Genomic DNA, 22940 nt, shown 5'->3' with positions numbered 1-22940 from the left:
CTTTATAGACTTTGCCAAAATTTTTCATAATCGCTCCTTTGGTTTAAACTTGCGGATTATATCGTGATTTTTCAATACTTTTTTAACGCGCTAGGAGACAAAATCGCGCTTTTATGCTAGAATCCGCAAAAAAGTAACACCAAATAAATGAGGACAAAAGCGGGCAGGTTTGGCCGCGGTGGTGTAAAATTGAGTAATGTTATCGACGATTTATTTTCTTGTGTGCTGGGTGATTTTGGTGTGGTGGTGCAAAAAGACAAGGCTTGGGATGCGAGGTGGATTGGATTGATTTGGATTCTGCGAGTCCTCGCAAATGATGATTTTTCTTTTTGAGATGGCTAGATGTTGCAGGTAATTTAGGGTGGCGTAAAAGAGTTGTCGCTCAAATGCCTTTTGATTGCTTTTGGTGGCGCTGTTAGGGCGTCGCTAGGGCATTATCAAAAATGCAAAAGTATTTGCAGATTCCGCGCGGGCGGGTTTGGCGCGGTGGTGCAAAATTGAGTAATGTTATCGACGATTTATTTTCTTGTGTGCTGGGTGATTTGCGCGGTGGTGCGAAAATGCGCTAGACTCCGTGGATGACTTTGGCGAGGATTTTGTCGTTTTCTTGGAGTTTGAGTGAGCGCTCTACTACGGTGTTGATGACGCCGCTGCTTTCGTTGATGAGCCCGCTTATAGCGTTGAGCGCTACGATGATGCCTTTTGTCTTTTGTGCGACATCGACGGAGTCTTTTGTTTGGCTATTGATGCCAGCTAGCACATCGCCGATGTGGCTTTGGATGATTTCTAGGCTTTGCTTGGAGTTTTCGCCTTGTTTGGTGAGGTTTTCAAACACTTTGGAGTTCGTGTCTATCGCGCCAGAGATTTTGTCTAGGTTGTCTGTCACGGCGTGGATTTTCACTTCGATTTCTTGCAGGCTTGTTTGTGTGGATTCTGCTAGTTTTCGCACTTCATCCGCCACTACGGCAAATCCGCGCCCATGCTCGCCCGCGCGCGCGGCTTCGATAGCAGCATTTAGTGCTAGTAGGTTTGTCTGGTCGGCGATGCCATTTATGAGTCCTAGCACATCGCGTATTTGCATGATGCTTTGGCTTAGGTCTTCTAGCTGCGCGTTTAGCTCGCTTTGGCTTTTGACGCTTCTATCGAGTTCTTTTAGCAGGCTGCCAAACTGCGTGTTGGTGTCGCTTAGGTATTTTTGGCTTTGGGCGATTTTGGCTTGGGATTCATCCGCACTCTCGATGCTGTTGTCTAGCGTTTGGACGATGAGATTCCCGCTTTTTACATTTTCGTTGGTTTTGCTGGCGATGCCTTGTATGTGGTTTTGCAAGTCGGATACATATTTGTTGAGATTGACTATTTCGCTGGATGTTTCGCCGGCTACTTCGATGGTTTGCTTCATTTTGTTTATAAATGAGTTGATAAACACGCTCACTGTCTCTAGCTCATCTTCTTTGCTGCGTCCTAGGTGTAGATTCCCGCCGGCGATGAGTTTGTCTCCGCCTTTTGCCACATCTTCGAGATAGGTTACCACGCCCCTAGAGTCGCCTCTAAATCGGCGCAGAATCCTAAATATCGTGATGATAAGCACGGAGGTTATAAGTAGGTTTATGATGACTAGCACAAACACTGCATTTGATTGCAGGCTGGCTTGGTCGCGCACGCCGCTTATGGATTCTAGCTCATGCACGACAGAATCTAGCGAGCTTGAGCTTTGCTCCATAGTGCCTATGGCTTCGGCTATGCGCGGGCTGACATCGCTGAAGTCTTTATTTACATTGGTGATAAATTTGGAGATGGCGCCGGTTTTTTCATAGATTCTCTCTATCAGCGTGGCATAGATTTCAGTAAACGCTACTTGCAGTCCGCTTGCCATCTCTCTTGGTGTGGATTTGCCTATGGCTGCGGTGATTGCTGGGGCGAAGGATTTGAGATCGGGGTCAGTTTTTATAAAGCTGTCATTCCAGCTTTTTACCATAGAGATGGTTACATTGCGGTTGTTGGTGTCGTTTGGGTTGAGGGCTAGCTGGACGAGTTTGGCATTTACCTGCCCCATAAACTCAAACTGCTCTAGCAAACCCTCATTTTCATCTATTGCTTCTTTGGAGTCGCTCATCGTGCTTGAAGCTTTTTTTAGCACTTCTACGATTTGGTTATTATAGACTTTCATCAAATCCATTTGCGTTTTTAGCGTGGCAAATTCGGATTCTATCTTGCCTAGCTCGGCGCGCTCGACACTTACAAGATTTTGGAATGTTATCTTAAAAGCGATAAACGACACCGCGATAAGCACCACCAAAGCCACCAAAATATAAAAGCTAAGATTTAGCTTCGCCGATAGGCTCAAGTCTTTGAGTCGCCCTAGCAAAGAGGGCTTGGAGATGTTTTGGCGTGTATTTTGGGGCTTTGACATGTGATGAAACCTTTTGCGTGGGGATTTGCTGCGTAGAGATTTGCCTGCGTGCTATTTTCCAGCCACTTGGGATTTGTTGGGATTGTCTGCTGCGCGCGCGATGAGGCATTGTGCTAGCTCTTTTGCATCGGCAGCATCTTCTACTTTTCTAGCTACCCAGCGCTCTAGCTGTGCCATAGTCTTTGCTGCTGGGTCTGGCGCATCGTATTTTTTGATAAGCGAAGCGCAGTCGGCAAATGCCAAGCTAGGAAATACTCCTAGCATTAGTGAAAGGATAAGTTTTTTCATATTGACTCCTTTGTCTTAGAATCTAGCGTTAAATGTAAGCGCGATATTTTGCACGGTGCGATCGGCTTTTATAGTCGGAAGATATGGGATGCCGGCGCCAGCTGTCGCTACTGCTTGGGTTGATGGATTAATCATCCCATTTAGGTAGTCGTGATGCTGGTAGGTGTAGCTTAGGCGCAAAAATGAGTTGAGAGAGAATTGCATAAGCAGATAGACATCATGCACGGTTCCTTGCGTGTTGCGGAAGTTTAGAGGGTCGTTGATATTGGAGCGAGAGAGTGCATACCAGCCTTCTGAACCATAGAAAAACTCATATCCTAGCTTGATATCAAACGCTTTTGCTTTCTCTGTCTTGAAGATATGATCTCTGAAATCTTGGCGGATACCAAAATGCACTGCATGTGCTACGCCATTATAAGTAGCATATCTTGGTGAAGTGGGGGGCTGTGCTATTATTGGTGTTGCGTTGCTATTTGGTGTGCCATTATAGAGCCCATAGGATACAAACCAGTTTGTCCCCAAGCCAAACATATTGTTGTTTTCAAAATGGACATTGAGGTTGTCTGGGCTTCCTGCAGATTCTGGTTGCACCACTACTCCATTATTGAAGCCAGCGGCGGTATTAGGAGTTGCTGCGAGTAAGTTGGTTAGCTTCACATAGCTTACGATAAGGGTATTATCACCCATTTTGCCTAGTGGTAGTTTGCCTTCAGCACTCACATAGTAGAGGTTTGTCTCTTTTGATATGTTGTTTGACCAAAGGGCAACAGTAGGGCTATTCCATTGTGTGTTGTATTGGTAGATTTTGCCATATCCAGCGCGTAGTGCTAGAGATGGATAGCTTTTGATTGGCTTATAAGTTAGCACTATCGCATCACCTTGTGTATTTACAAGAAGTGCTGGGTAGGTACTCATACGCGCGGAGTTTTGTCGTAGGTTGCTACCGGGACCTTCTGTCGCTGGCTGGCGTCCGATAGTAGCGATAAGTCTTTCTTTGACAATATGCAAGTCCGCATACGCTCTTTCAAGAAACACCAAATGTCCGCCTGTGGCATCTCTACCTGTGCTTAGAGTAGAGCCGTTTTCAATCCCTACCCAAGTGTAATCGCCCCAGTTTTTGGTGACAGAGAGGCGTCCATAGAATTTTAGGCGGTCATTGATATTGGCCTCCATGTTTAGATAAAGAGCAGTAGCCCAGTTGTTTGGAAGTGATTGGTTGCCATTATCTAAACCTGCGATATTTCCTTGGCGGAAAAAATTATTCACCTGCGTAGTAAAATCTAGTCCAAACTTCACTTTGGAAAGCGTGGCATCTAGCTCGACTGCATCTAGGCGGTCCTCTAGCTCATCTATCCTATCTTGTAGCTCATCTATAGACGCCTTTTTGGGCGCTGGTTTTTGCGCTGGGGCTGGAGCTGGCTGGGCTGCGGCGGGTCTGGCTTTCGCTGGCTGGGCTGGTGCTGCATATAGCGTGCTAGCGCACAACGCGCCACATACGACAACGCTAAGGCTCAATGGATTTAGCTTGGATGATCTCATCATGTCTCCTTGAAGTTGGTAAAAGTAGAGATTGAATTCTATAGAAAAATTCCTCGCATATTTCTTAAGGAAGTTAATAAATAGTAAAAGATGTTTCAAAAAATTGTCAAGATTCTGCATTTTGTTACTTTTTGGGCGGGGTTTTGGGGTGGATTTGCGGTGTGTTTGCGTGTGGGTTTGGGTGGATTCTGGGCGCGTTTGGCGCTGGGGTTGCGTTGGGGTCGGTGCTGGCTTGAGGCGGGTTGGTGGTGGGTTGTGTCGGGGTTGGCGCTATTTTGCTTTGGTATCGCTTCTATCGCTTTTATCGCGTCTATCGCGCGCGCACCAAACGCATATAAAATACAATAAAAAACGCAATATAAAACGCGCGCAAAAAAATGTATAGAAAAGTAACTTTGGCAAAAATTTATTATAAGATTAAGCCAAAAGATTTTATAATTCGTCCGCCTTAAATTGTGGATTACGCGGAAGTGCGTGGGTTTGCCAAAGCGCAGGGCTGGCGGAGGATTGGTGAAAGGCTAGTGTGGGGGCTGGCGCTTGGCAGAATCTAGGCTGTCATCTACCGATCGCTTTGCGCGATGCGCGGGCGGTCGGCGTCTCAAGGAGCATATAATGTCTATCAGGGGTGCAAATAGCTATCTAATCTCGGCAGTGGCGGCGCTAGCGCTATCTAGTGGTGTGGCGAGCGCAGAATCTAGGAGCGCGGATTCTGGTGTAAATGTGGATTCTGGCGCAAATGCTGGCGCGGGCGTGGATTCTCGCGCGGGTGTGGATTCTGGCGCAGCGGGCGCAAATGTGGATTCTGGTGTAGATTCTCGTGCGGGCGCAGAATCTAGCGCAAAAAGCGCCACAAAATCTAGCGCAGAATCCAGCGCATCATCAGCTACAAAATCCGCCACAGATTCTAGCACAGAATCTAGCGCGCCCTTTTATCTCAAAGCAAGCGCGGAGGCGTTTAACAAATTTGGCTTCAATGGCAGGGGCGACTCGCCTACAGAGACTTATGGCTATGTGCTAGGCACGATTAGCGGCGTGTATCACAAGGCGTTTGAAAACAGCCAGAATCTACAAATCGAGCTTGGCGTGGCGGGCGCTGGGATGGCGTGGGATTCTACTAGGCGGGCGTCTTTGGCGGGCGAGGGGGGGCTTGGGTTTAACTACATAGGGTTTAACCCGCGCTATGATGGCAAGGGCATCGCGAGCGCGACAAACACCAAAAACTACTATGTGCATAATGCGCACATCGCGTATGAAGGGGAGAATTTCCACATCACAGGCGGGCGCTTCAGCCTCGATGATGGCGCGTATATCGTGGGGCTGGTCGAGGGCGTGGATGCGGGCGTGAAGCTAAATAGCCTCTATATCAAAGCGAGCGGAATCTCGAGCGCGGCGCTGCTTGGCGATGGCTTTTTCTGGGATTTTACGCGCGCATATACGCCAAATGGACTGCTAAGCGCGCAAGTGGGCTATGATATAGGATATTTGGATGTGAGCGCGTTTTATTATTATGGTATCAGCGAGTATAGCGCGCCGGGGCTTGATGCGAAGCTGCGTTTTGCGAGTGCGGATTCTGGGTTTGCCTCGACTACGCGGCTAAATGCGGTGTTTCCGATATATGATGAGCTGGTGATGAGCGTGCCGGTGCTTCTTGGCGGGTTTCTCAAAAATACTGATGGCAAGGGCGAGGGCTTTACCTCTAGCATACTTGCGAGGCAGGATTTTGATTTTGCCACGAAGGATAAAGGCGCGTATAGCGTGGGTGTCGCGGTGTATAAAAATATCGGGCTGTCGCAGGCTAGAGTGGGGCTTTTTGGCTCGCCGCTGGGCGTGAATGTGTGGGATAATAGCGTGTATGCGCTAGGCACTTCGCTAAATGGTATCGTGTATCCGGATGCGCTTAGTGCGTTTGTCTTCACCAAGGCGCGATATGAGAAGCTAGGGAGCTTTGCCAATGCGCTAGAAGTGGGGCTAGATGGGCGCTACACTACAGCGCCCGCCACAGAGGAATACTCGCTAAAGCTTAGCATAGACTGGGAAATCACGCAGAATTTCGCGCTTGGCGTGATAGCCAACTACTATACGAGCATTTTCAAAGATGCTAGGACGCTAAATGACTTTGGCGGTGCAAATATCGATGCGCTAAGGGCGAATCAGCATATCGATAGAAGCTATGTGATGAGTAAAATCAGCTGGAGGATATAGAAAACCAACATATTTATAACCCATCGTCACGGGAAGCTTTCCTGTGACTCAATCTTGCACTACAAAATCTAAGGTATAGTTAGAAGCTGTAGGTAATATATATTTTGTCGTTGCGTGCTTAAAAAATGACTTTAATTTTATTTGATATGGTGTATTTGCAAAAGTATTTTTAGTGCAATTGAGCAAAAGCGCAGTTTTTATGGCAAGGTCAGTATGATTTATGACCTATTTTGTGCATTTTTTGGTTGTGTGGGGTGGATCAATATTCTTTTTGCTATGCGCTTAAATTTATTTATCACCCTTATATGCAATGGCTTTTTGAGACTCAATTCAAATGCCCTAATCCTATCTAGTGCGAGTTTAGATTCTGCTATCTCGCTTGGGAAATCGATAGGGAATTTTACATTTATTTTTTTGGTGTTATATATATCGCCTTCTTCGCCACAATGCACTCCGCTCCCATCAAAGCCGATTTGTCTAACATATGATGTGCTAGGACATAGCGTAAGTGAGCGGTGTTTATACGCAATAAGATAGTTAAAAATAGCCCAAGTTTTGATTTTTCCCTTATAATTCTCGATAAGTTGATTGAAATAATTCGCTGCGCCATCAAAATTTATATATTTTATATCCTCTTTAGAAAAATTATCCATAGCCCATTTTATATCGCGGTTAAAATACTGCCATCTATCCGCCCAGCTAGCCCACCCCCAGCAATGTGGAGAGCGCCAAAAATAGCAATCCCCCAAGCCTTCTGGCTCTATAGGATAGCCCCAAGCCGCTATACTCCATACTCTTGGCTTATCAGCATATCTATCCAAACCCGCATTCATATAGTCCAAAAATACAGGCGATGTCACTATATCATCCTCTAGTATTATAGCCTTGCCGTGCGAGCACATAACCTCGCTTACGCCTTCAATAATAGAATCCGCCAAGCCAAAATTGCGCTTTCGCTCGATATATGTTATTTGTTTGAAATACTTGTTTTTGGCATTTGATTCTAGTATGTGGCGCAGATAATCGCGCACTTCTTGGATTTTGGCCAGCTGCTCTTCGCCGCTAGAATCTTTTGCGCCATCGGCGTATATAAAGAGCTCGCTATCTTTAGCTAGATTATTGGCTATCAGCGCTTTAAGTGTTTGTTTTGTGTGCCATGGACGATTATAGACAAAAAGAATAATAGGTGCTGGCATTGGAGTATCCTTTAGTTGTTTGGCTATATTGATTTTTTATATCCAAAATTTTAGAGAATTTGAATTTTGGATTCTACCCAACATATCATCACAAATAGCTTATTTGTGGCAAATACTTTTCTATAGCAGCAAAGCACAAAATCTCAAAAACAAGCCGGCAGAGCGCGCAGAATCTAGCATAGAATCCAGCGCCAAACTCCGCGCAGAATCCAAAATCCTGCCAAATTTTTCTAAATTTTTCCATTTTGCTCTTGACAGATAGCTACTATCATCCTTTATAATTGCACGCAAAGAATCTTTCATATCTTGTATTGCCATGCCAGATGCCTTATGATAGGCGCATCGCGCGATACAAGCCAGCAAGATTCTAAACCAAATCCAAAAAAGGAGCAAACATGCAAAAATACATTGACCAAGCCATACAACAAGCCAAAGAAGGCAAGCGCATAGACTTCAAAGGCTATGCGGTGGATTCTAAAGATTCAGCATTTAAGCCTTTTAGCGCAAGTCGCCACGCACTGGGGGAAAATGACATCCTTATCGAAATCCTTTTTGCTGGGATCTGCCACAGCGACATCCACTCCGCGCGCAGCGAGTGGCATGAGGGGATTTATCCGATGGTGCCAGGACATGAGATCGCCGGGCGCGTGCTAGCTGTAGGCAAAAATGTCACCAAGTTTAAAGTCGGCGATTATGCAGGCGTGGGCTGCATGGTAAATTCCTGCGGGGAATGCGAGGCGTGCAAAAGAAGCCAAGAGCAGTTCTGCGAAAATGGCAAAGTCGTCTTCACCTATGACTGCAAAGACTGCTTTCATGGCGGTGAACCAACTTATGGCGGGTATTCTAACAATATCGTGGTAAGCGAAAAATTTGCGCTAAATGTCCCAAATGACGCGCCACTAGAGAAAGTCGCGCCCTTGCTTTGCGCTGGCATCACAACCTACTCACCGCTAAAATTTAGCCAAATCAAAAAGGGTGATAAAGTCGGCGTAGCGGGCTTTGGCGGGCTAGGTGTGATGGCGCTAAAATACGCGCTAAAAATGGGCGCAGAAGTAAGCGTTTTTGCCCGCAATCGCAAAAAAGAGCAAGAGGCGCTAGAACTCGGCGCAAAGGCACTCTACACTACCGACAAGCTAGGCGAAGTCAAAGAGCGCTTTGATTTTATCATCTCAACCATCCCTACAAAATACGACCCAAGCGCGTATATCAACCTTTTGCGCTATGGCGGGGAATTTGCAATCGTGGGGCTTCCACCAAGCGAAGTAATGCCACAAATCAGCCTTGATACACTTGTATTTAAAGCGGGCAAAAAGGTGTATGGCTCGCTTATTGGCGGGATAAATGAGACGCAGGAGATGCTAGATTTTTCACTCAAGCACAAAATCTACCCAGAGACGCAAATCATCACCGCGGATAAAATCAACAAAGCCTACGAGGACCTCACCACCGGCAAGGCAAAATTCCGCTATGTCATCGATATGAAAGCGAGCAATCTCTAGTCTTACAATGCGTCACTTATGGATTCCGCTATGGAATCCATAGCGAGCAGGCTTAAATCTGTGCTTATCTAGCAAGATAAATACGCTTGTGGGCTCTACCTATCAAAAAAATTTCAGCAAAAATCAAGAATTTAAGATGTGTAATATAGGCCCTCTAGGATCTGAATCCTAGTATTTTAGTTGCTTTTGGTTTATTTTGCGCGTTGTGTGGTGCGCGTTTGGCAAGGTGCGCGTTTAGCAAGGTACGCTTGGCAAAGTGTATTTGGCAAATGTGTGCCAAAAGCGCGCGCCAAGTATTTAGTGGTATTTAAAGTGGTATTTGTGGCGCGCGGATTTCAAAGATTAAGCCTTGTTGTGCTAGAATCCGTCTTTTTGTTGCGCTTGATTTAGATGATAGTTTAGTGCGCGGTGCGTGGGTTGTGTTTTACTAAGATTATTTGGGGTTTAAAATCAGCATGAAAAAATCATCTTTATTCTTTGCTATTTGTTGCGTGTGGGTAGTTTGCGCTGGTGTCGCAACTGCTGCAAACACCGCAAATGCCACAAACAAAGAGCGCACCAAAAGCGTAGAATCTAACGCCTTAGATTCTAAAAATTTGGATGCCAAAAACGCAGATTCTGGCAAATCAGATTCTCGCGCTTTGGACGCTGAAAATTTGGATTCTAGCAGTTTGGATTCTCGCGCGCAAAATCCCAAAAAAACAAAATCCAAAGCAAAAAAAAGTAGCGCCAAAAGCGCAGATTCTAGCGCCCTAGATTCTGCCACCGCGCCAAAATCCACACAAGATTTGGCACTCACCCAAAGCGCCTCGCCTGCTAATTTAGCCAGCGGCGATTTAGCTAGCAGCAGCGTGGCTGAAGGCATTTTGCCAGATAGCGATTTGACCTGCGATGCGCTCTGCCAAGCCATCACGCAAAGCACCTTCATAAGCCGCCAAAAAAGCGGAAAATACATAAGCGCAAGCCTTGGTACAAGCTTCATAAGCGGCTATGGTGACTTTATGAATATCCCCACCGTTGGCGTGCGCGCGGGCGTGGTGAGCTTTTTTAACCGATATGTGGGCGTGAGGGGATTTTTTGGCGTGGATGTTGGATTCTGGCGCTATTCTGGCGTGCTTGGGATGGTCTCGCTAGGGATCGATGCTATCGCGGAGTTTCCGCTATCCAAAAAGCGCTTGGTGTTTATGGGTGGGCTGCTTGGCATCGGCGGCGATGCGTATTTTTATTATGACAAGCGCGATTACAATAGCTTTGATAATATGCGAAAAACCGGTGAAGTGTTTATGCAAGCAGGCATCACGATGATGCTTGGCAAGCGCAATCGCGTGCAGGCGATTTATCGATTTTTGCCCGCGCGGCGCGCTGCAAACTTTAGCCCCCTTGGCATCGTAATGCTGGAGTATATGTTTAAGTTTTAGAGACTTGATTTTATTTATTGCTTGCTTTTGGATTCTAGATTTTGCGGTTTTGTTTTTATGTTGCAAAATCTCGACTTTATTTCCTTGGCTTCACTTTCCCTTCATTGTTGGCAGATGTAGCATCTCTGCCCAGCGCAAGTTTTTGCCACATTCTATCACGCATGGATTCCCTACTAGGCTTAGTAGCGGCACATCACTCGCGCAGTCGCTGTAAGCATAGGAGTTTGGCAAATCATATTTGCTTAAATCCAGCATATCATCTAGCTTATAAAGTTTGCGCTCTTGCATAGTGTGGATACCATCGATGTTTCCAGTAAGCTTGCCGCTTTTCACTTCCAAATCCACCGCCACCACATGCCTGATATCAAATAGCTTGGCAAACTCCTCGATATAAATAGACAGCCCGCCAGATACGATGACTATGGTATGCCCCATTTGCTGATGATAGTGGAGTTTTTGTATCACGAGTGGATTTAGGTTTGGCAGCACCTCGCTTTTGACAAAATCTTGTGCCAGTGCCTTCGCGCGCTCATAGGAGAATCCGATAAACATCTCAAAGCGCGGATATTCTATAGCTGGCTTATGCAAAATCCTGCGCCTTATGATATTTCTCACACGATAGATTCTGCGACGCAAGGCATTTTGCAAGCGCGAGTAGTGCCGATTGTGTCTGCCTATAAATGGCAGATATCGCTCAAGTGTCTGAAAATCTGTAATCGTCTCGCAGAAATCAAAAAGGGCTAGGATTTTGCTATTCATATTTTTCCTTACAATAAATTATTTATCCAAAAATTGCTTTATGCATTCTAGCACTTTATGCATCTGCTCCTGCGTTCCTATGGTGATTCTGCAGGCATTTGGTATAATATGTGCGTAGTCTCGGACAAAAATACCATTGCTTTGCATATAAAATGCAAGTTCTTTTGCGTGCCGACTTTGGAACAAAACAAAATTAGCTTCGCTTTGTGTCGATATTTGGATATTCAATTTTTGCAATCCATTTATGAAAAAATCCCTAGCAGCTTTTACTTCTTTGACAAAACTATGCATATACTCTATATCATCAAGCGCCGCGCTAGCTGCTATTTGAGATGGCATTGCTACGCTTTTTGGGTTTCTTAGCTTATTGATAGCCTTTATATTTTCTTCATTGCTGATACAATATCCTATCCTAAAACATGCCAAAGCAAATGCTTTTGAAAAAGTCCTGGTAATGATTAGATTTTTACATTCCGTGATAAGGTGACAAACACTTTTGCCATAAAACTCATAGTATGCCTCATCAACAAGAAATAATACATTTGGATTTTTTCTGATAATAGATTCTAGTTTTTGCTGGCAATATATTTTTCCCGTTGGGTTATTTGGATTGCAAATATATAGCATCTTCACATTTTCTTTTTTTAGAAATAGATTTAAACTTTCAAAATCTAAATCAAACTCTTGGTTTAGCGGAAAAATAATGCTTTCTATCCCAGCACCATTTGCGCGCGCCCTAAAATTATCATAAGTCGGAGCAACAATCGCTACTTTATCTGTTTTTTCCAAAAATACATCAATGATACATTCATGCGCTGCATCCGAACCATTAAATAGCTCTACACAAGAGGCTGGCTGTGCGACATAATGCGAGAGTTTTTCAAAAAGTGCAATATTTTTAGTATTCGGATACCAATTCATATGCCCATGTTTAAGAAAGCCCATAATATCTTCTTGCACCTTGGGAGAGGGCGGAATAGTCGCTTCATTCCAATCAAGTTTAAGGCAATCTTTTTGCTCATCCATTTCCCAAATTTTATGTGGGATAGACAAGTATGGCTTGAGGTTTTGGATGCTTTTATTTGGAGTCATTTGGCTGCCTTAGTTTATTTTATAGAAGCATAATGTTTATATATGTCTTTTAGAATTTCATCAGTCATTTCGCCAAATAATATTCCATTGCATAGTTCTAGTATTTCTATGCCAGGCCAGTTTGAATTCAACTCAATAAATAAAGGCTTTCCATTTTCATCTAGTGTAAAATCCCAGCCAATAAGCCCAATATGCGGGATGCAAGAGTGCATTTCTAATGCCATATTTTTTATATTATCTATATGAGGGACAGCTTTTGAATATGGCTCTATAGCATTTGGGAGTTTCTCTATATGCTCGCCTTTACCCTTGATGATAAAATCTCTCAAATTCCCATTTTCATCAATGCCTATGCGGAAATGTCCGCCATTGGAAGTAAGTCCCTCCTCCCCGACAAGCAGTGTTGCGCCTAGGTAGTGAAACTTTTCTTTGTAAAAAAGCGTCATGATACGAAATGTATTTACAGAATGAGAATTTAGATTTGCCAGCCATTGGTGCTGTTTGATAAGGTCTTGCACGATAAAATCGCTATTGTATGATTTTATGATTGTTGCAATCTCTTCTCTACCCATATCAGCACTAAGTAGGTTTATATCTTTACCAGAGCCTGTTTGGTTTATCATAGTAGGCTTGATGATAGCTTGTTTGTGCGAAAGGATAAGATCAATAGCTTGATTGATGGTTATTGGGATGTTTTGATTTGCTTTTGGGGTGAAAAGCTGCGATTTTACTTTGCGTAGAATTGTTGTGGGCTTGTTAAAATTATGAAAAATCGCATCATAGTAGTTTTTGTCGCCTAGGACATGATTATACATCGGTGGGTTGAAGTAAGGGATTATATATTTATAATAAAAAAAATTATCCAAATAGCGCACATCAAGCGGATGGTGTTGATTGACATTGTAAATGATAGTATGCCAGTCAAGCGTGTGCTGACAACGAGCAAGGAGTTTATTTGTTAGGTTGGGTGATTGATTTGGCTTGGTTTGTGTGCTTGCGTGTTTGTATGCCCCCCCCCCTTCTATGCTAAGATATGGGGCCCAGTATTCTATGATGCGATTTTTGTGATCTTGTGGCAGGGATTTAAGCTGTTTGTGGATAGCTAAATATTGGCGCGTTTTCTCACTCCAATAGCCATTAAATTCTCGTTTTTCACGCCAAGTGTTGAATATGCGCTTCAATTTTTGCTTGAGAGTTGATTTGGTTTGGCGTAGCATTATAGACTCCTTGTAAAAATTTTGCGATTATAGCACAAAAATACATTATAGTTGTCTATTTATGGTATTTGGCGTTAGGTGAAATTAGAATTATCGCTTTAAAATCTGTTTTTGGATTTTGGTGTGTTGATTCCATAAACTGCCCAACTTTTTATCCCATTTGTGCGGGTTTAGTGCTTCATTTCCACCACCAGGTGTAAAAGTAAGCTCGCCCACATAAACGCGCGCGCCATCTTGATAAAGATCCACGCGGACATAGTCAAAATCTTGCGAAAGGATTTGCGATACTCTATACATCTCTTGAAGTGCTAGTGGCTTTGGTGGGATGCTGGATTCTGCATTATTGTAGGTGAAGTTGAAAGGCGCGAGCTCCCAAGACATCGTCATCATCGCTCGCTGATAGTCATCAAATCGATCGGTAGTTACTTGGATATAGATGTCTTGCTCGCTTGCATTTGCAAACATATGAAATTTGTAGGTGTCTAGGGCTTTGCTGATTAGTGTATTTAGTTTGTCTTCCTCACCCTCCACGCTTTGGCAAACTTCTCGTCCCATTCGCTCGGAGTGAATTTCTCTATCCCCCCGCCATGAGTGAAGGTCAGCTCGCCGATGATTATTTTGCCCCCCCCCCCCAATATTAGCATTATCAGTGTTATACATATCTACTCTTATCGCATCAAAATCTTTGCCGATTTCTTTTGCTATAGCAAACATAGTATCAGCATTTGTTGGTTTTGGTGGGGTGGATTCTGGAGCTGGGTAGCAAAGCTCAAAGGGCTGCCTCTCCCATTTATTATCAAACATAGTGCGTGTGTGGTTGGTAAAGCGGTCGGTATCAACTTGCATATATGTTTCCTCTCCCTCTCCAAACACATGCGCTTTATAATCTTCTGGTGCTTTGTATTCTCCCTCGATTTCCATACCACCACTATCTGCTACTTTTAACAACTCCTCCGCAAACACTCTAGGCTCAATGTCTTTGTAATGCCATTCACGGAATAATGAATAATGATTTCTTCCAAGGTGCTCGCAAAGTCTTTTTACAGCCCGCTTGAATTGCTTTTTGTTGGTTAAAAACTCCTGTTTATCTGGCACAAGCACCACGCCACCACCATCATGATTTGTTTTTAGCACAAAAGATTCTGGCAAAGAGTCAAAGTCTATATCATCTACACTTTTCCATATACCATAAAGCTTTGGTAAAAATGGCGAAGAGTTTGTAGCAAAGAGCAAATCATGGATAGAATCTATAGGAGCAAAAAGAGGAGAGTCTTGGTTTAGCATGGTTTGTTTGTTGGGAAGGTTGCTATTATTTGTGCTATCGTCAAAGTTTTGCAATTTGCTAGCGATGTAGATTCTAGCTTTTAGTTTATCTGCGAGTGCTGTGTAGATTGGGTTTCTATCAAAGAGCATTCTATGGATTATTTTTTCATTGAAAGTTTTTGGGTTTCTAAAATCTGGTGTGTAGCCAAAGAGTCTTTGATGGCGACGCAAAAAGTATGCTTCATCACTTAGATTTTTGGTGCGTAGGTATTCTATTTTGTCTCGCAGCGGATTGATGAGAATCAAAGCAGGGCGAATCAAAGGAAATAAAGGGCTATGTTTGATAGCGTGTTTTAGGCGTTGTGTGAAGTATGGGGCGGTTTGGGCGGTTTGGGTTTTAGTGGTATTGGTTTGTGGCATGGGGTTGTCCTTATAAAGTTACAAATTTGTCAAGTGTGAATTATAGCAAAAATATACGCATGCACGAAAATATTATTTTGACAATATTATTTGGCTGGGTGCGATATATTATAAGGTTGTAGTAATTAATCTTGATATATAATGCGCGAAATTAATCGCGTAGGATATATATGAGTCAAAAAATCAACCAAACAGACAAAAATACTCAAAGCAATGCAGAATCTAAAATGCAAGATGGCGCACAAGAGCCAGCAAATACCGCAGACGCGCAGAATGCAAATCAGCAAGCGTGCGTCGCAACACAACAAACACACGCTACAACCGGGCAAGAGCCAGCACACAGCGTAACCCAGCAAGCGCCAGCCCCAAGCCAGCGCTCGCTTACTATCGCGCTCATCGGGCAGCCAAATGTCGGCAAAAGCTCGCTTCTAAACGCCCTCTCTGGCGCGCATATCAAAGTCGGCAATTTTAGCGGCGTCACCGTAGAAAAAGCGCAAGCCACCATCACACACAAAGGCGTGAAGCTCACTATCATCGACCTTCCGGGCACTTATTCGCTAAATGATTATTCGCCAGAGGAAAAAATCTCCAAAGACTTCCTAGAATCTAGGGATTATGACTTGGTGCTAAATGTCCTAGATGCGACCAATCTCGAGCGCAACCTTGCCCTTAGCGGGCAAATCATGGGGCTTGGCGTGAAAATGGTGCTAGCGCTAAATATGATAGATGAGGCGCGCGAAGAGGGGATAAATGTCGATGATAGGCTGCTTAGCGAGATTCTAGGCGTGCCATGCGTGCCTATTTCTGCTAATAACAAAGAAAATCTAGACACCCTGCTAGATACGCTCCTAGATGTCGCTGCCAAGCCCTTCTGCCCGCCAAAGCGCGTGTATAATGACATAATAGAGGCGCAAATAGAAAATCTCGAGCGCTTTATTTTGCAAAAATCTTTCAATGAATTGCGCGCCTACCCTAGTGCTAAAGACCCGCTCTCCGCGCGACAAATCGCTATTTCTTTGCTTAGGCTTGACCCTAGCATTTATGCGTTTTTGCACGATAAGCCAAGCTATTCGCAAATCACACAGCACACCAACGCCGCGATAGCCACGCTTTCAAAGGCGTTTAATGAAAACAACATCCAGCGCATTTTCAACCAAGACGCCATAGCTTATGGGCGCGGCGCGGCGCAAGAAGCTACCAAATACCCAAAAACCATTTTGCAAAAAACCAAAAAAATAGATTCTATCCTTTTGCATCGCGTGTGGGGGATACCGATTTTTCTTGCATTTATGTTTTTGCTTTTTGAGATGACTTTTTATGTGGGCGGATTTTTCAAAGACTATATAGAGGATGGATTCTCCTATCTCGCGGATGTCTTGCGCGAGCATATCGTGATAGAGGAGGTGGCGTCGCTGCTTTGTGATGGCGTGATAGGGGGCGTGGGGACTATCATCGCATTTTTGCCGCTTATTATCGTGCTGTATCTTGGCATCGCGATTTTGGAGGGGAGCGGGTATATGGCGCGGATTGCGTTTTTGCTCGATGGATTTTTTCACAAATTTGGCTTGCATGGCAAAAGCTTCATCCCGCTAGTCGCGGGCTTTGGCTGCTCTGTGCCTGCATACATGGCGACACGCACGCTAAAAAACAAAAACGAGCGCCTTATCACGCTTTTTGTCATAGGGTTTATGAGCTGTAGTGCGAGACTGCCTATTTATGTGCTGTTTGTGGGGGCGTTTTTTGATGACAAATACGCGGGGCTTGTGCTTTTTGGCATATATTTGTTTGGCGCGGTGGTGGCGCTTTTGATGGCGAAGTTTTTGCGGCTTACTATCTTTTCAGGCCAACAAGAGCCATTTGTCATGGAGATGCCAAAATATCGTATGCCTAGCTGGAAGGGCGTGTGGTTTAGCATCTGGAGCAAGGTGGTGATGTTTTTGAAAAAGGCGGCGGGCTTTATATTTTTAGGCTCGGTGCTTATTTGGTTTGCTTCTCAATACCCCAAAAACGCCGCACTTGATGAAGAGTTTGCAGCCAAAAAGCAGGCTTTGGTAGAATCTGGCGCGTATAAAAATGCCAGCAAAGAAGCGCAAGAAGAGGAGCTTTGGTATCTTGAAAACGAGCATTTGGAGGCGTTTTTGCGCCAAACATATTCGGGCAAAATTGGCGAGGTGATAGAGCCTATTTTTGCGCCTATGGATTTTGATTGGCGGCTTTCTATCTCACTGGTGGCGGGATTTGCAGCCAAAGAGGTGGTGGTATCCACGCTTGGGATTTTGTATGCGCTAGGCGATGAGGCAAATGAGCATACAAGCTCGCTGCAGCAAAGTCTGAAAAACAACATCTCTTTCCCCACAGCGATGGCATTTATCATATTTGTGATGTTTTATATCCCTTGTTTTGCAGCGACCATCACTTTTGGCAGGGAGGCTGGGGGGATTAAGTTTGTGGCGTATTTGTTTGTATTTACCACGATTGTGGCGTATGTGCTTTCAGTCGCTGGGTATTATGTGGCGTCGTTTGGCTATGGGCTGTTTATGGGGTAGCGCTAAGTGGTAGCGGATTCTCGCGCGAGAATCTAGAATCTAGCGGGATTCTGTTTTTGGATTCTAGATTTTTGGATTCTCGATTTTTAGAATCTAGTTTCTAATTTTTTAGATTCTAGAATTCTTGTTTTGCCTAGATTTTGCTATTCACGCCCGCCTCACAAAGCGCGCTTATAATGCCAGATTTTGTTTGCCGCTTTGCTCTGCCAAAGAGTCAAAATGAGCTAAAATATCATCAAAAGGAGCCTTTATCATGAAAATCACCAAAAAAAACTGGATACAAATCCACACCTATCTAAGCCTTTTTTTCTTGCCAGCCGCACTCATATATGCTATAACCGGCGTGCTCTATATCTTTGAAATCCGCCAAAACTCGGGTGCCATCATCCACAATATCGAGCTAGAATCCATGCCGCGCAAAGGCGAGGAGCGCGAACTCATCCTAAAAGTGCTAGAAGAAAATAACCTAAAAATCCCCAAAAACACCGAGGTGAAAAACTTCCGTGGCTCGCCTAGCATGGGAAATGTGTATTATGGCGTGAATATCGTGCAAGAAAAAGATGGCAAAATCATTCTTCGCACCACGCAGCGCAACCTTTATGGGGTGCTGATGCTTATGCATAAATCCGGTGGCACGAAGTTTGAGCTAGGCGGGTTTAGATTCTCGCTTTTTGATTTTATCGCGATTGGCTTTGGCATCTCGCTTTTGCTTTTTTATCTCTCTGGGCTTTTTGTCACTTCATTTTGCAAGAAAAACCGCGCGAGTGCGTTTGGCACGCTAGGCGTTGGGCTTGTGATTACGATTTTGGCGGTGTATTTTAGTGTGTAGGGTGTTTTAGCGCGCGGGGCGCGGTATTTGTGTTTGGTATTTTGCGCCCCAAAAAGCCCTAGATTTTGCGCTAGAATCCAAGCGATTTTTGGAATATTTATAGAGTATTTTTGGCGATTTTTGGATTATTTTTTGCTTGGTTTTAGCAATGCTTAGCTACAATACGCGCTTATTATGCGAGAATCTAGATGATTTTAGCGTTTGGCTTAGGATTCTCACTCGCAAATGCAGTCAAAAGCAGCTTTATATCACATTTAAGGGCAAAAATGAGCGCACACACATCATCCAACCTTTTTCAACAATCTGGCACAAAATCCACAATCAAAACATTCAGCAAAAAACTCATCAGATTAGGCGCACTCGGCGCGCTTTTTGCCGCTAGCGCGTGGTATGTGAGCGGGTGTTCGCTGCTTGATTATATCCAGCGCAAAGCCTCGCAGGGCAATATCAGCGGTGACAACTGGTATATCGAGCGCATAGTAGTTGGCGATGAAGTCTTTTATGCGCCACAAATCATTGCCAAAAGCGCGCAAAAAATGCTAAATAGCGATGCTGCCGAGCTTCCAAAAGTGCAAAAAGACAAGCATGATTCTGCTGATGTGGATGTGCTGGATTCTGCGCAGATCCCAAACCTCGATGACATCGATGATAATAAACTAAAAGAACTCGCACAAATCGATGAAATCGCCACGCTAAATTTTGACACCACGCAAGGCAGAATCTCTGGGCAAAGCGGCTGTGGCTCGTATTTTGCAAGCTATACTTGGAGCGATAGGAAAAATATCGAGATAAGTGGCGGCGGCTTGACTAGGAAGCTTTGCTCGCCAAATGAAGTCGTGCGCTTTGAATTTCGCTTCGTGCGCGGGCTGGAGGGCGCTTTTGGCGTGGCGCAAAAAGACAAAAACACCTTGACGCTAACGAGCAAAAATATGACTATCTATCTTTATAAAAACAAAGATATGCCAAAAGCTGAAGAAGATGAGAATCCAGAAAATGCCAGCAGCGCGGTAAATGCTGGCAACTAAAGCTAGCAAAATGTCGCAAAATCTTAGCCAAAGCTTGCGCCAAAATGCTAGCAAATTTAGCCAAAGCTTGCGCGCGAAATTTTTTAGCGTTTTCATCGCGTTTAGTTTGGGCGCAAATGTCGCTTCCGCAGAATCTATAGATTCTACAACATCCAAAAACGCAGCGCCACAAACAAAGCCCAAAAACACGCAGAATCTAAATGTGCCAGTAGCCTTTGCTAGATGCATCCCATGCCATGGCGAAAGCGGGCAAAAAGTAGCGCCCGGCGCAAAAGGCGGCGCTACAATCGCTGGGCTAAATAAACAAAAGCTTATCGCTGATCTGCGCGGCTATCGCGCCAAAAGAGCAGATAATGGCGGCGCGAAATTTATCATGTATAGCCAAGCGGAAAATCTAAGCGATGCAGACATCGAGGCGCTTGCGAGCTACATCTCAAGCCTTCCCAAAAAGCGCGAGCAAAACACCAAATAAAGGCGATAAATGGCATATATTCGCTTAGATTCTCTAGCGTTTGAGCGCAACCTAAACGCACTGCGCGAGCATATCTGCGCGAAAACTTCAGCGCAAAGTGGCGCGCAAACAAACAATAATCAAGCTGGCGATAAGACCAGCGATAGCCAAACCACCAATAATCAAGTAGGCGCGCCAGAAATGGCACTCGTGCTAAAGGATAATGCTTACGGGCATGGGCTAGAGCAGATAGCGGCTTTGGCGCGCGCTTGGGGGATAAAAAGCGTGTTTGTCAAAAACTACGCCGAAGCGCAAAAAATCGCCCACCTTTTCCCGGCGATCACCGCGCTTTATGGGCGCATCCCGCTAAATGCGCCTAGCAATATTTATCACTCCATCACCTCCATATCCGAGCTAAAATATCTGATAAACGAGCTAGAAAGCGCACAGAATCTAGATTCTAGTCATCGCTCCACCAGCGCCACCCACCCCGCGCCAGCCAACTCCGCCCACCCCATCGAGCTAAAAGTAAATATAGGCATGAATCGCAATGGCATCTCATTTTGCGAGCTAGATTCTGCGCTAGAGCTCATCGCCAAAGCACCGCGCATAAGGCTTGCTGGCGTGTTTGCGCATAATGGCTATGGTGATAATGATGACAAGGCATTTGAAGCCTCGCTTGAAAATTTTGCCAAAATCAAACGCCGCGTTTGCGCGTGGAGCGAGGCGCAAAATATTGCACGCCCAAGATTCCACTCTCTAAGCACCAGCGGCGCGCTTAGAGTAGCACAAGAGCCCAAAATCGCGCAGGGTGTGCTATTTGGCGAGGGTGCGGATGACTTGGTGCGTATAGGAATCGGCGCGTATGGGTATCACACAAGCGACATCGCGCTTCATATTTCACTCACACCAATAGCGAGCCTCTGGGCGCAAAAGATTTCATCGCATTTCTTAGAAAAAGGCGAGCGCATAGGATATGGCGGGGTGAGTGTGGTGCGCCAAAGCGGCGTGTTTAGCACCTATGATGTGGGCTATGGCGATGGGCTTTTCCGCCTAAGCGGCAAGGAGGCGCCGCTATTTTGTGCGAGTGGCGAGGAGATTTTGCCTATTATGTCGATGGATTGCTTTTCGTGTGCGGGGGAGCGCGAGGAGGTTTGCGTGTTTGATGATGTGCGGGAGTATGCCAAATGCTTTGGCACGATACCTTATGTGATTTTGACGCATCTTTCTCCATTTCTAAAACGCGTCGTGGTGTGAGATGAGATTTGCCTACAACCACGCGCCTATCGATTTTCACTTCTCGCACACGCCGCGTGATTTTGTCGTGCAAGAGATTCCGCTTTATGAGTTTAGCGGCAAGGGCGAGCATCAGATAATCCAAGTGCGCAAAAAAAATCTAAGCACCTTTGAGCTGCTAAAAATCCTAAGCGCGCATTTTGGCGTGCATATCAAATCCATAGGATACGCCGGGCTAAAAGACAAATCCGCCACCACTACGCAGTTTTTATCACTCCCTAGGGTGAAAAACCTAGAATCCACTTTTGAAAACATCGCCAAAAGCCACGAGATAAAGCTCATCTCCTCCACGCTTCATGACAACAAGCTAAAGCTAGGGCATCTCAAAGGCAACCGATTTTTCATAAGGCTAAAAAAAATCACGCAAGCAAACGCGACTAGGCTAGAATCTGCGCTTAGTGATATCGCGCGTGAAGGCTTCCCGAACTTTTTTGGATTCCAACGATTTGGCGTGGATGGGGATAACTATCTGCTAGGCAGGGCGCTTGGGGTGAAGGGCAGCAAAAATGCTGGGGGCGCTGGGGGCGCTGCGAGCTTCGAAAGCGCGGAGAATGCAGGGGGCGTGCCGCTTGCTTTAAGAAATGCGTTTGGGGCTGGGCTGGATTCTGGCGCGTCAAATTTTTCCAAAAATATCCCGCCAAATATCCTTCAAAGTCTGGCGCGCAACAAACGCATGCGAAATTTTCTCATCTCTAGCTATCAAAGCTTTTTGTTTAACGCATGGCTAGAAGCGCGCGTGCGCCTAAGCATCTGGCGCAAAACGCTTGATATATCACAAATGCGCGAAATGGTGGAGAATCTAAAGGCAGAGAATCTAAAAAAGGCGCGAGAATCTACACTTAAAAATTTGGCGCAAGATTCTGCCATTTTGCAAGATTTTGCTTCTCGAGATTCTACTATTTTGCAAAATTTTGGCATTTCACAAAACCAAAGCGCGCCAAACCCCATAGATTCTATTTTGGCAAATGCCCTCGATGAAGCCGCGATTCTCTCACTCTACCAGCAGCCCCAGCGCTTCATGCTACTGCCCGGCGAGATTTGCTGTCATTATCCCTATGGCAAGTTTTTTTGCCTAGAATCTATCACGCCGCATGATTATGAGCGATTTGGCGCGCGCGATATAGCGCCCACCGGCGCGCTAAGTGGCGAGAATCTAAAGCGCGCCAGCCAAAACGCGCTAAGCGTAGAAAAGGCATTTTTGGATAATATTTTGGCGAAAGGCTCTAGGCGCTATGCGTGGGTGTGGGCGAGCGATGTGGAGTGCGCTTACAATCCGCAAAACGCGCATTTTGAGCTGCATTTCACCTTGCCTAAAGGCGCGTATGCCACGAGCTTGCTAGAACAGCTTGGCAATCGTAAATTAGATTCTAGCAATGTGCGTATGCTAGAATCCGCGCCAAACGACTATGACGCGCCAGAGTGAAGAGTGCGCCAGAATCCAAAAACACATAAGTGATACCAAAAAACGACATCAAGCGAAAGGAGAGCCG

General features: G+C 45.1%; 19 protein-coding genes. 10 read left to right on the top strand and 9 right to left on the bottom strand.

What is annotated here, in order from left to right; genetic code table 11:
* Positions 1-443 precede the first annotated feature (443 nt).
* Entirely contained in the window at positions 444-569 is a 126-nt protein-coding gene (locus BKN38_RS11790; protein WP_256325532.1) for a hypothetical protein, read from the top strand.
* Here BKN38_RS11790 and BKN38_RS04400 read toward each other — a convergent pair.
* Genes BKN38_RS04400 through BKN38_RS04390 form a run of 3 tightly spaced genes read right to left on the bottom strand, consistent with a single transcriptional unit; the run spans position 566 to position 4237 of the window.
* Positions 566-2410 (bottom strand): methyl-accepting chemotaxis protein, encoded by a 1845-nt coding sequence (locus tag BKN38_RS04400; protein WP_070957705.1) that lies wholly within the window; start codon positions 2408-2410, stop codon positions 566-568. The genes BKN38_RS11790 and BKN38_RS04400 overlap by 4 nt on opposite strands.
* A 51-nt stretch (positions 2411-2461) precedes the next feature.
* Complete coding sequence (locus tag BKN38_RS04395) at positions 2462-2698, bottom strand: hypothetical protein (protein WP_066456066.1); 237 nt, start codon at positions 2696-2698, stop codon at positions 2462-2464.
* A gap of 15 nt (positions 2699-2713) precedes the next feature.
* Complete coding sequence (locus BKN38_RS04390; RefSeq protein WP_066456064.1) at positions 2714-4237, bottom strand: DUF3373 family protein; 1524 nt, start codon at positions 4235-4237, stop codon at positions 2714-2716.
* Between the two features lie 612 nt (positions 4238-4849).
* On the opposite strand from BKN38_RS04390, the gene BKN38_RS04380 reads away from it, so the two are divergent.
* Complete coding sequence (locus BKN38_RS04380; RefSeq protein ID WP_066456060.1) at positions 4850-6439, top strand: outer membrane family protein; 1590 nt, start codon at positions 4850-4852, stop codon at positions 6437-6439.
* 218 nt (positions 6440-6657) lie between these two features.
* Here the strand turns inward: BKN38_RS04380 and BKN38_RS04375 are convergent, their stop codons facing one another.
* The gene (locus tag BKN38_RS04375) at positions 6658-7662 is read right to left on the bottom strand and encodes a hypothetical protein (protein ID WP_301335555.1); all 1005 of its coding nucleotides are present in this window, start codon (positions 7660-7662) and stop codon (positions 6658-6660) included.
* A gap of 93 nt (positions 7663-7755) precedes the next feature.
* Positions 7756-7953 carry a hypothetical protein gene (locus tag BKN38_RS04370; protein ID WP_066456051.1) on the bottom strand — a complete coding sequence of 66 codons (198 nt, stop codon included), beginning with the start codon at positions 7951-7953 and terminating at the stop codon, positions 7756-7758.
* A gap of 77 nt (positions 7954-8030) precedes the next feature.
* On the opposite strand from BKN38_RS04370, the gene BKN38_RS04365 reads away from it, so the two are divergent.
* Together BKN38_RS04365 and BKN38_RS04355 are read left to right on the top strand one after the other, a co-directional pair.
* Positions 8031-9134, top strand: a complete 1104-nt coding sequence (locus tag BKN38_RS04365; RefSeq protein ID WP_066456049.1) for an NAD(P)-dependent alcohol dehydrogenase — start codon at positions 8031-8033, stop codon at positions 9132-9134.
* A gap of 455 nt (positions 9135-9589) precedes the next feature.
* Positions 9590-10552 carry a hypothetical protein gene (locus BKN38_RS04355; RefSeq protein WP_066456045.1) on the top strand — a complete coding sequence of 321 codons (963 nt, stop codon included), beginning with the start codon at positions 9590-9592 and terminating at the stop codon, positions 10550-10552.
* Between the two features lie 90 nt (positions 10553-10642).
* On the opposite strand, the gene BKN38_RS04350 is transcribed toward BKN38_RS04355, so the two are convergent.
* From BKN38_RS04350 to BKN38_RS12265, 4 genes are all read right to left on the bottom strand, one after another.
* Entirely contained in the window at positions 10643-11311 is a 669-nt protein-coding gene (locus BKN38_RS04350; protein WP_066456042.1) for an HAD-IB family hydrolase, read from the bottom strand.
* A gap of 18 nt (positions 11312-11329) precedes the next feature.
* Complete coding sequence (locus tag BKN38_RS10270; RefSeq protein ID WP_082942569.1) at positions 11330-12403, bottom strand: histidinol-phosphate transaminase; 1074 nt, start codon at positions 12401-12403, stop codon at positions 11330-11332.
* 14 nt (positions 12404-12417) lie between these two features.
* Positions 12418-13620, bottom strand: a complete 1203-nt coding sequence (locus tag BKN38_RS04340) for a sugar-transfer associated ATP-grasp domain-containing protein (protein ID WP_066456040.1) — start codon at positions 13618-13620, stop codon at positions 12418-12420.
* A gap of 90 nt (positions 13621-13710) precedes the next feature.
* Complete coding sequence (locus BKN38_RS12265; RefSeq protein WP_070957704.1) at positions 13711-15303, bottom strand: ATP-grasp fold amidoligase family protein; 1593 nt, start codon at positions 15301-15303, stop codon at positions 13711-13713.
* 170 nt (positions 15304-15473) lie between these two features.
* Between BKN38_RS12265 and feoB the strand changes: the two genes are divergently transcribed.
* From feoB to truD, 6 genes are all read left to right on the top strand, one after another.
* The gene (feoB, locus tag BKN38_RS04330) at positions 15474-17849 is read left to right on the top strand and encodes a ferrous iron transport protein B (RefSeq protein WP_233712849.1); all 2376 of its coding nucleotides are present in this window, start codon (positions 15474-15476) and stop codon (positions 17847-17849) included.
* A 253-nt stretch (positions 17850-18102) separates the two neighbouring features.
* The gene (locus BKN38_RS04325; protein ID WP_066456028.1) at positions 18103-18678 is read left to right on the top strand and encodes a hypothetical protein; all 576 of its coding nucleotides are present in this window, start codon (positions 18103-18105) and stop codon (positions 18676-18678) included.
* Between the two features lie 266 nt (positions 18679-18944).
* On the top strand, positions 18945-19703 hold the full coding sequence (locus BKN38_RS04320; RefSeq protein ID WP_066456022.1) for an META domain-containing protein: 759 nt from the start codon (positions 18945-18947) through the stop codon (positions 19701-19703).
* Positions 19704-19713: 10 nt separating this feature from the next.
* Complete coding sequence (locus BKN38_RS10260) at positions 19714-20175, top strand: c-type cytochrome (protein WP_082942565.1); 462 nt, start codon at positions 19714-19716, stop codon at positions 20173-20175.
* 9 nt (positions 20176-20184) lie between these two features.
* Entirely contained in the window at positions 20185-21411 is a 1227-nt protein-coding gene (locus tag BKN38_RS04310; protein WP_082942564.1) for an alanine racemase, read from the top strand.
* Between the two features lies 1 nt (position 21412).
* Positions 21413-22873, top strand: a complete 1461-nt coding sequence (truD, locus tag BKN38_RS04305; protein ID WP_066456020.1) for a tRNA pseudouridine(13) synthase TruD — start codon at positions 21413-21415, stop codon at positions 22871-22873.
* Positions 22874-22940 lie beyond the last annotated feature (67 nt).

The sequence above is a fragment of the Helicobacter sp. CLO-3 genome (assembly GCF_001854545.1).
Classification (GTDB): domain Bacteria; phylum Campylobacterota; class Campylobacteria; order Campylobacterales; family Helicobacteraceae; genus Helicobacter_B.
The sequence above is the reverse complement of the archived record's forward strand: the minus strand, read 5'-3'. Positions and strand labels throughout refer to the sequence as shown.

Bases quoted from the DNA above. Each gene is read 5' to 3' on its own strand.
- BKN38_RS04365 (WP_066456049.1), top strand. From the start codon at position 8,031: ATGCAAAAATACATTGACCAAGCCATACAACAAGCCAAAGAAGGCAAG.
- BKN38_RS04380 (WP_066456060.1), top strand. From the start codon at position 4,850: ATGTCTATCAGGGGTGCAAATAGCTATCTAATCTCGGCAGTGGCGGCG.
- BKN38_RS04325 (WP_066456028.1), top strand. From the start codon at position 18,103: ATGAAAATCACCAAAAAAAACTGGATACAAATCCACACCTATCTAAGC.
- BKN38_RS10260 (WP_082942565.1), top strand. From the start codon at position 19,714: ATGTCGCAAAATCTTAGCCAAAGCTTGCGCCAAAATGCTAGCAAATTT.
- BKN38_RS04355 (WP_066456045.1), top strand. From the start codon at position 9,590: ATGAAAAAATCATCTTTATTCTTTGCTATTTGTTGCGTGTGGGTAGTT.
- BKN38_RS04320 (WP_066456022.1), top strand. From the start codon at position 18,945: ATGAGCGCACACACATCATCCAACCTTTTTCAACAATCTGGCACAAAA.
- BKN38_RS04395 (WP_066456066.1), bottom strand. From the start codon at position 2,698: ATGAAAAAACTTATCCTTTCACTAATGCTAGGAGTATTTCCTAGCTTG.
- BKN38_RS04310 (WP_082942564.1), top strand. From the start codon at position 20,185: ATGGCATATATTCGCTTAGATTCTCTAGCGTTTGAGCGCAACCTAAAC.
- truD (WP_066456020.1), top strand. From the start codon at position 21,413: ATGAGATTTGCCTACAACCACGCGCCTATCGATTTTCACTTCTCGCAC.
- BKN38_RS04340 (WP_066456040.1), bottom strand. From the start codon at position 13,620: ATGCTACGCCAAACCAAATCAACTCTCAAGCAAAAATTGAAGCGCATA.
- BKN38_RS10270 (WP_082942569.1), bottom strand. From the start codon at position 12,403: ATGACTCCAAATAAAAGCATCCAAAACCTCAAGCCATACTTGTCTATC.
- BKN38_RS04400 (WP_070957705.1), bottom strand. From the start codon at position 2,410: ATGTCAAAGCCCCAAAATACACGCCAAAACATCTCCAAGCCCTCTTTG.
- BKN38_RS12265 (WP_070957704.1), bottom strand. From the start codon at position 15,303: ATGCCACAAACCAATACCACTAAAACCCAAACCGCCCAAACCGCCCCA.
- BKN38_RS04390 (WP_066456064.1), bottom strand. From the start codon at position 4,237: ATGAGATCATCCAAGCTAAATCCATTGAGCCTTAGCGTTGTCGTATGT.
- BKN38_RS04350 (WP_066456042.1), bottom strand. From the start codon at position 11,311: ATGAATAGCAAAATCCTAGCCCTTTTTGATTTCTGCGAGACGATTACA.
- feoB (WP_233712849.1), top strand. From the start codon at position 15,474: ATGAGTCAAAAAATCAACCAAACAGACAAAAATACTCAAAGCAATGCA.
- BKN38_RS04370 (WP_066456051.1), bottom strand. From the start codon at position 7,953: ATGGCAATACAAGATATGAAAGATTCTTTGCGTGCAATTATAAAGGAT.
- BKN38_RS11790 (WP_256325532.1), top strand. From the start codon at position 444: ATGCAAAAGTATTTGCAGATTCCGCGCGGGCGGGTTTGGCGCGGTGGT.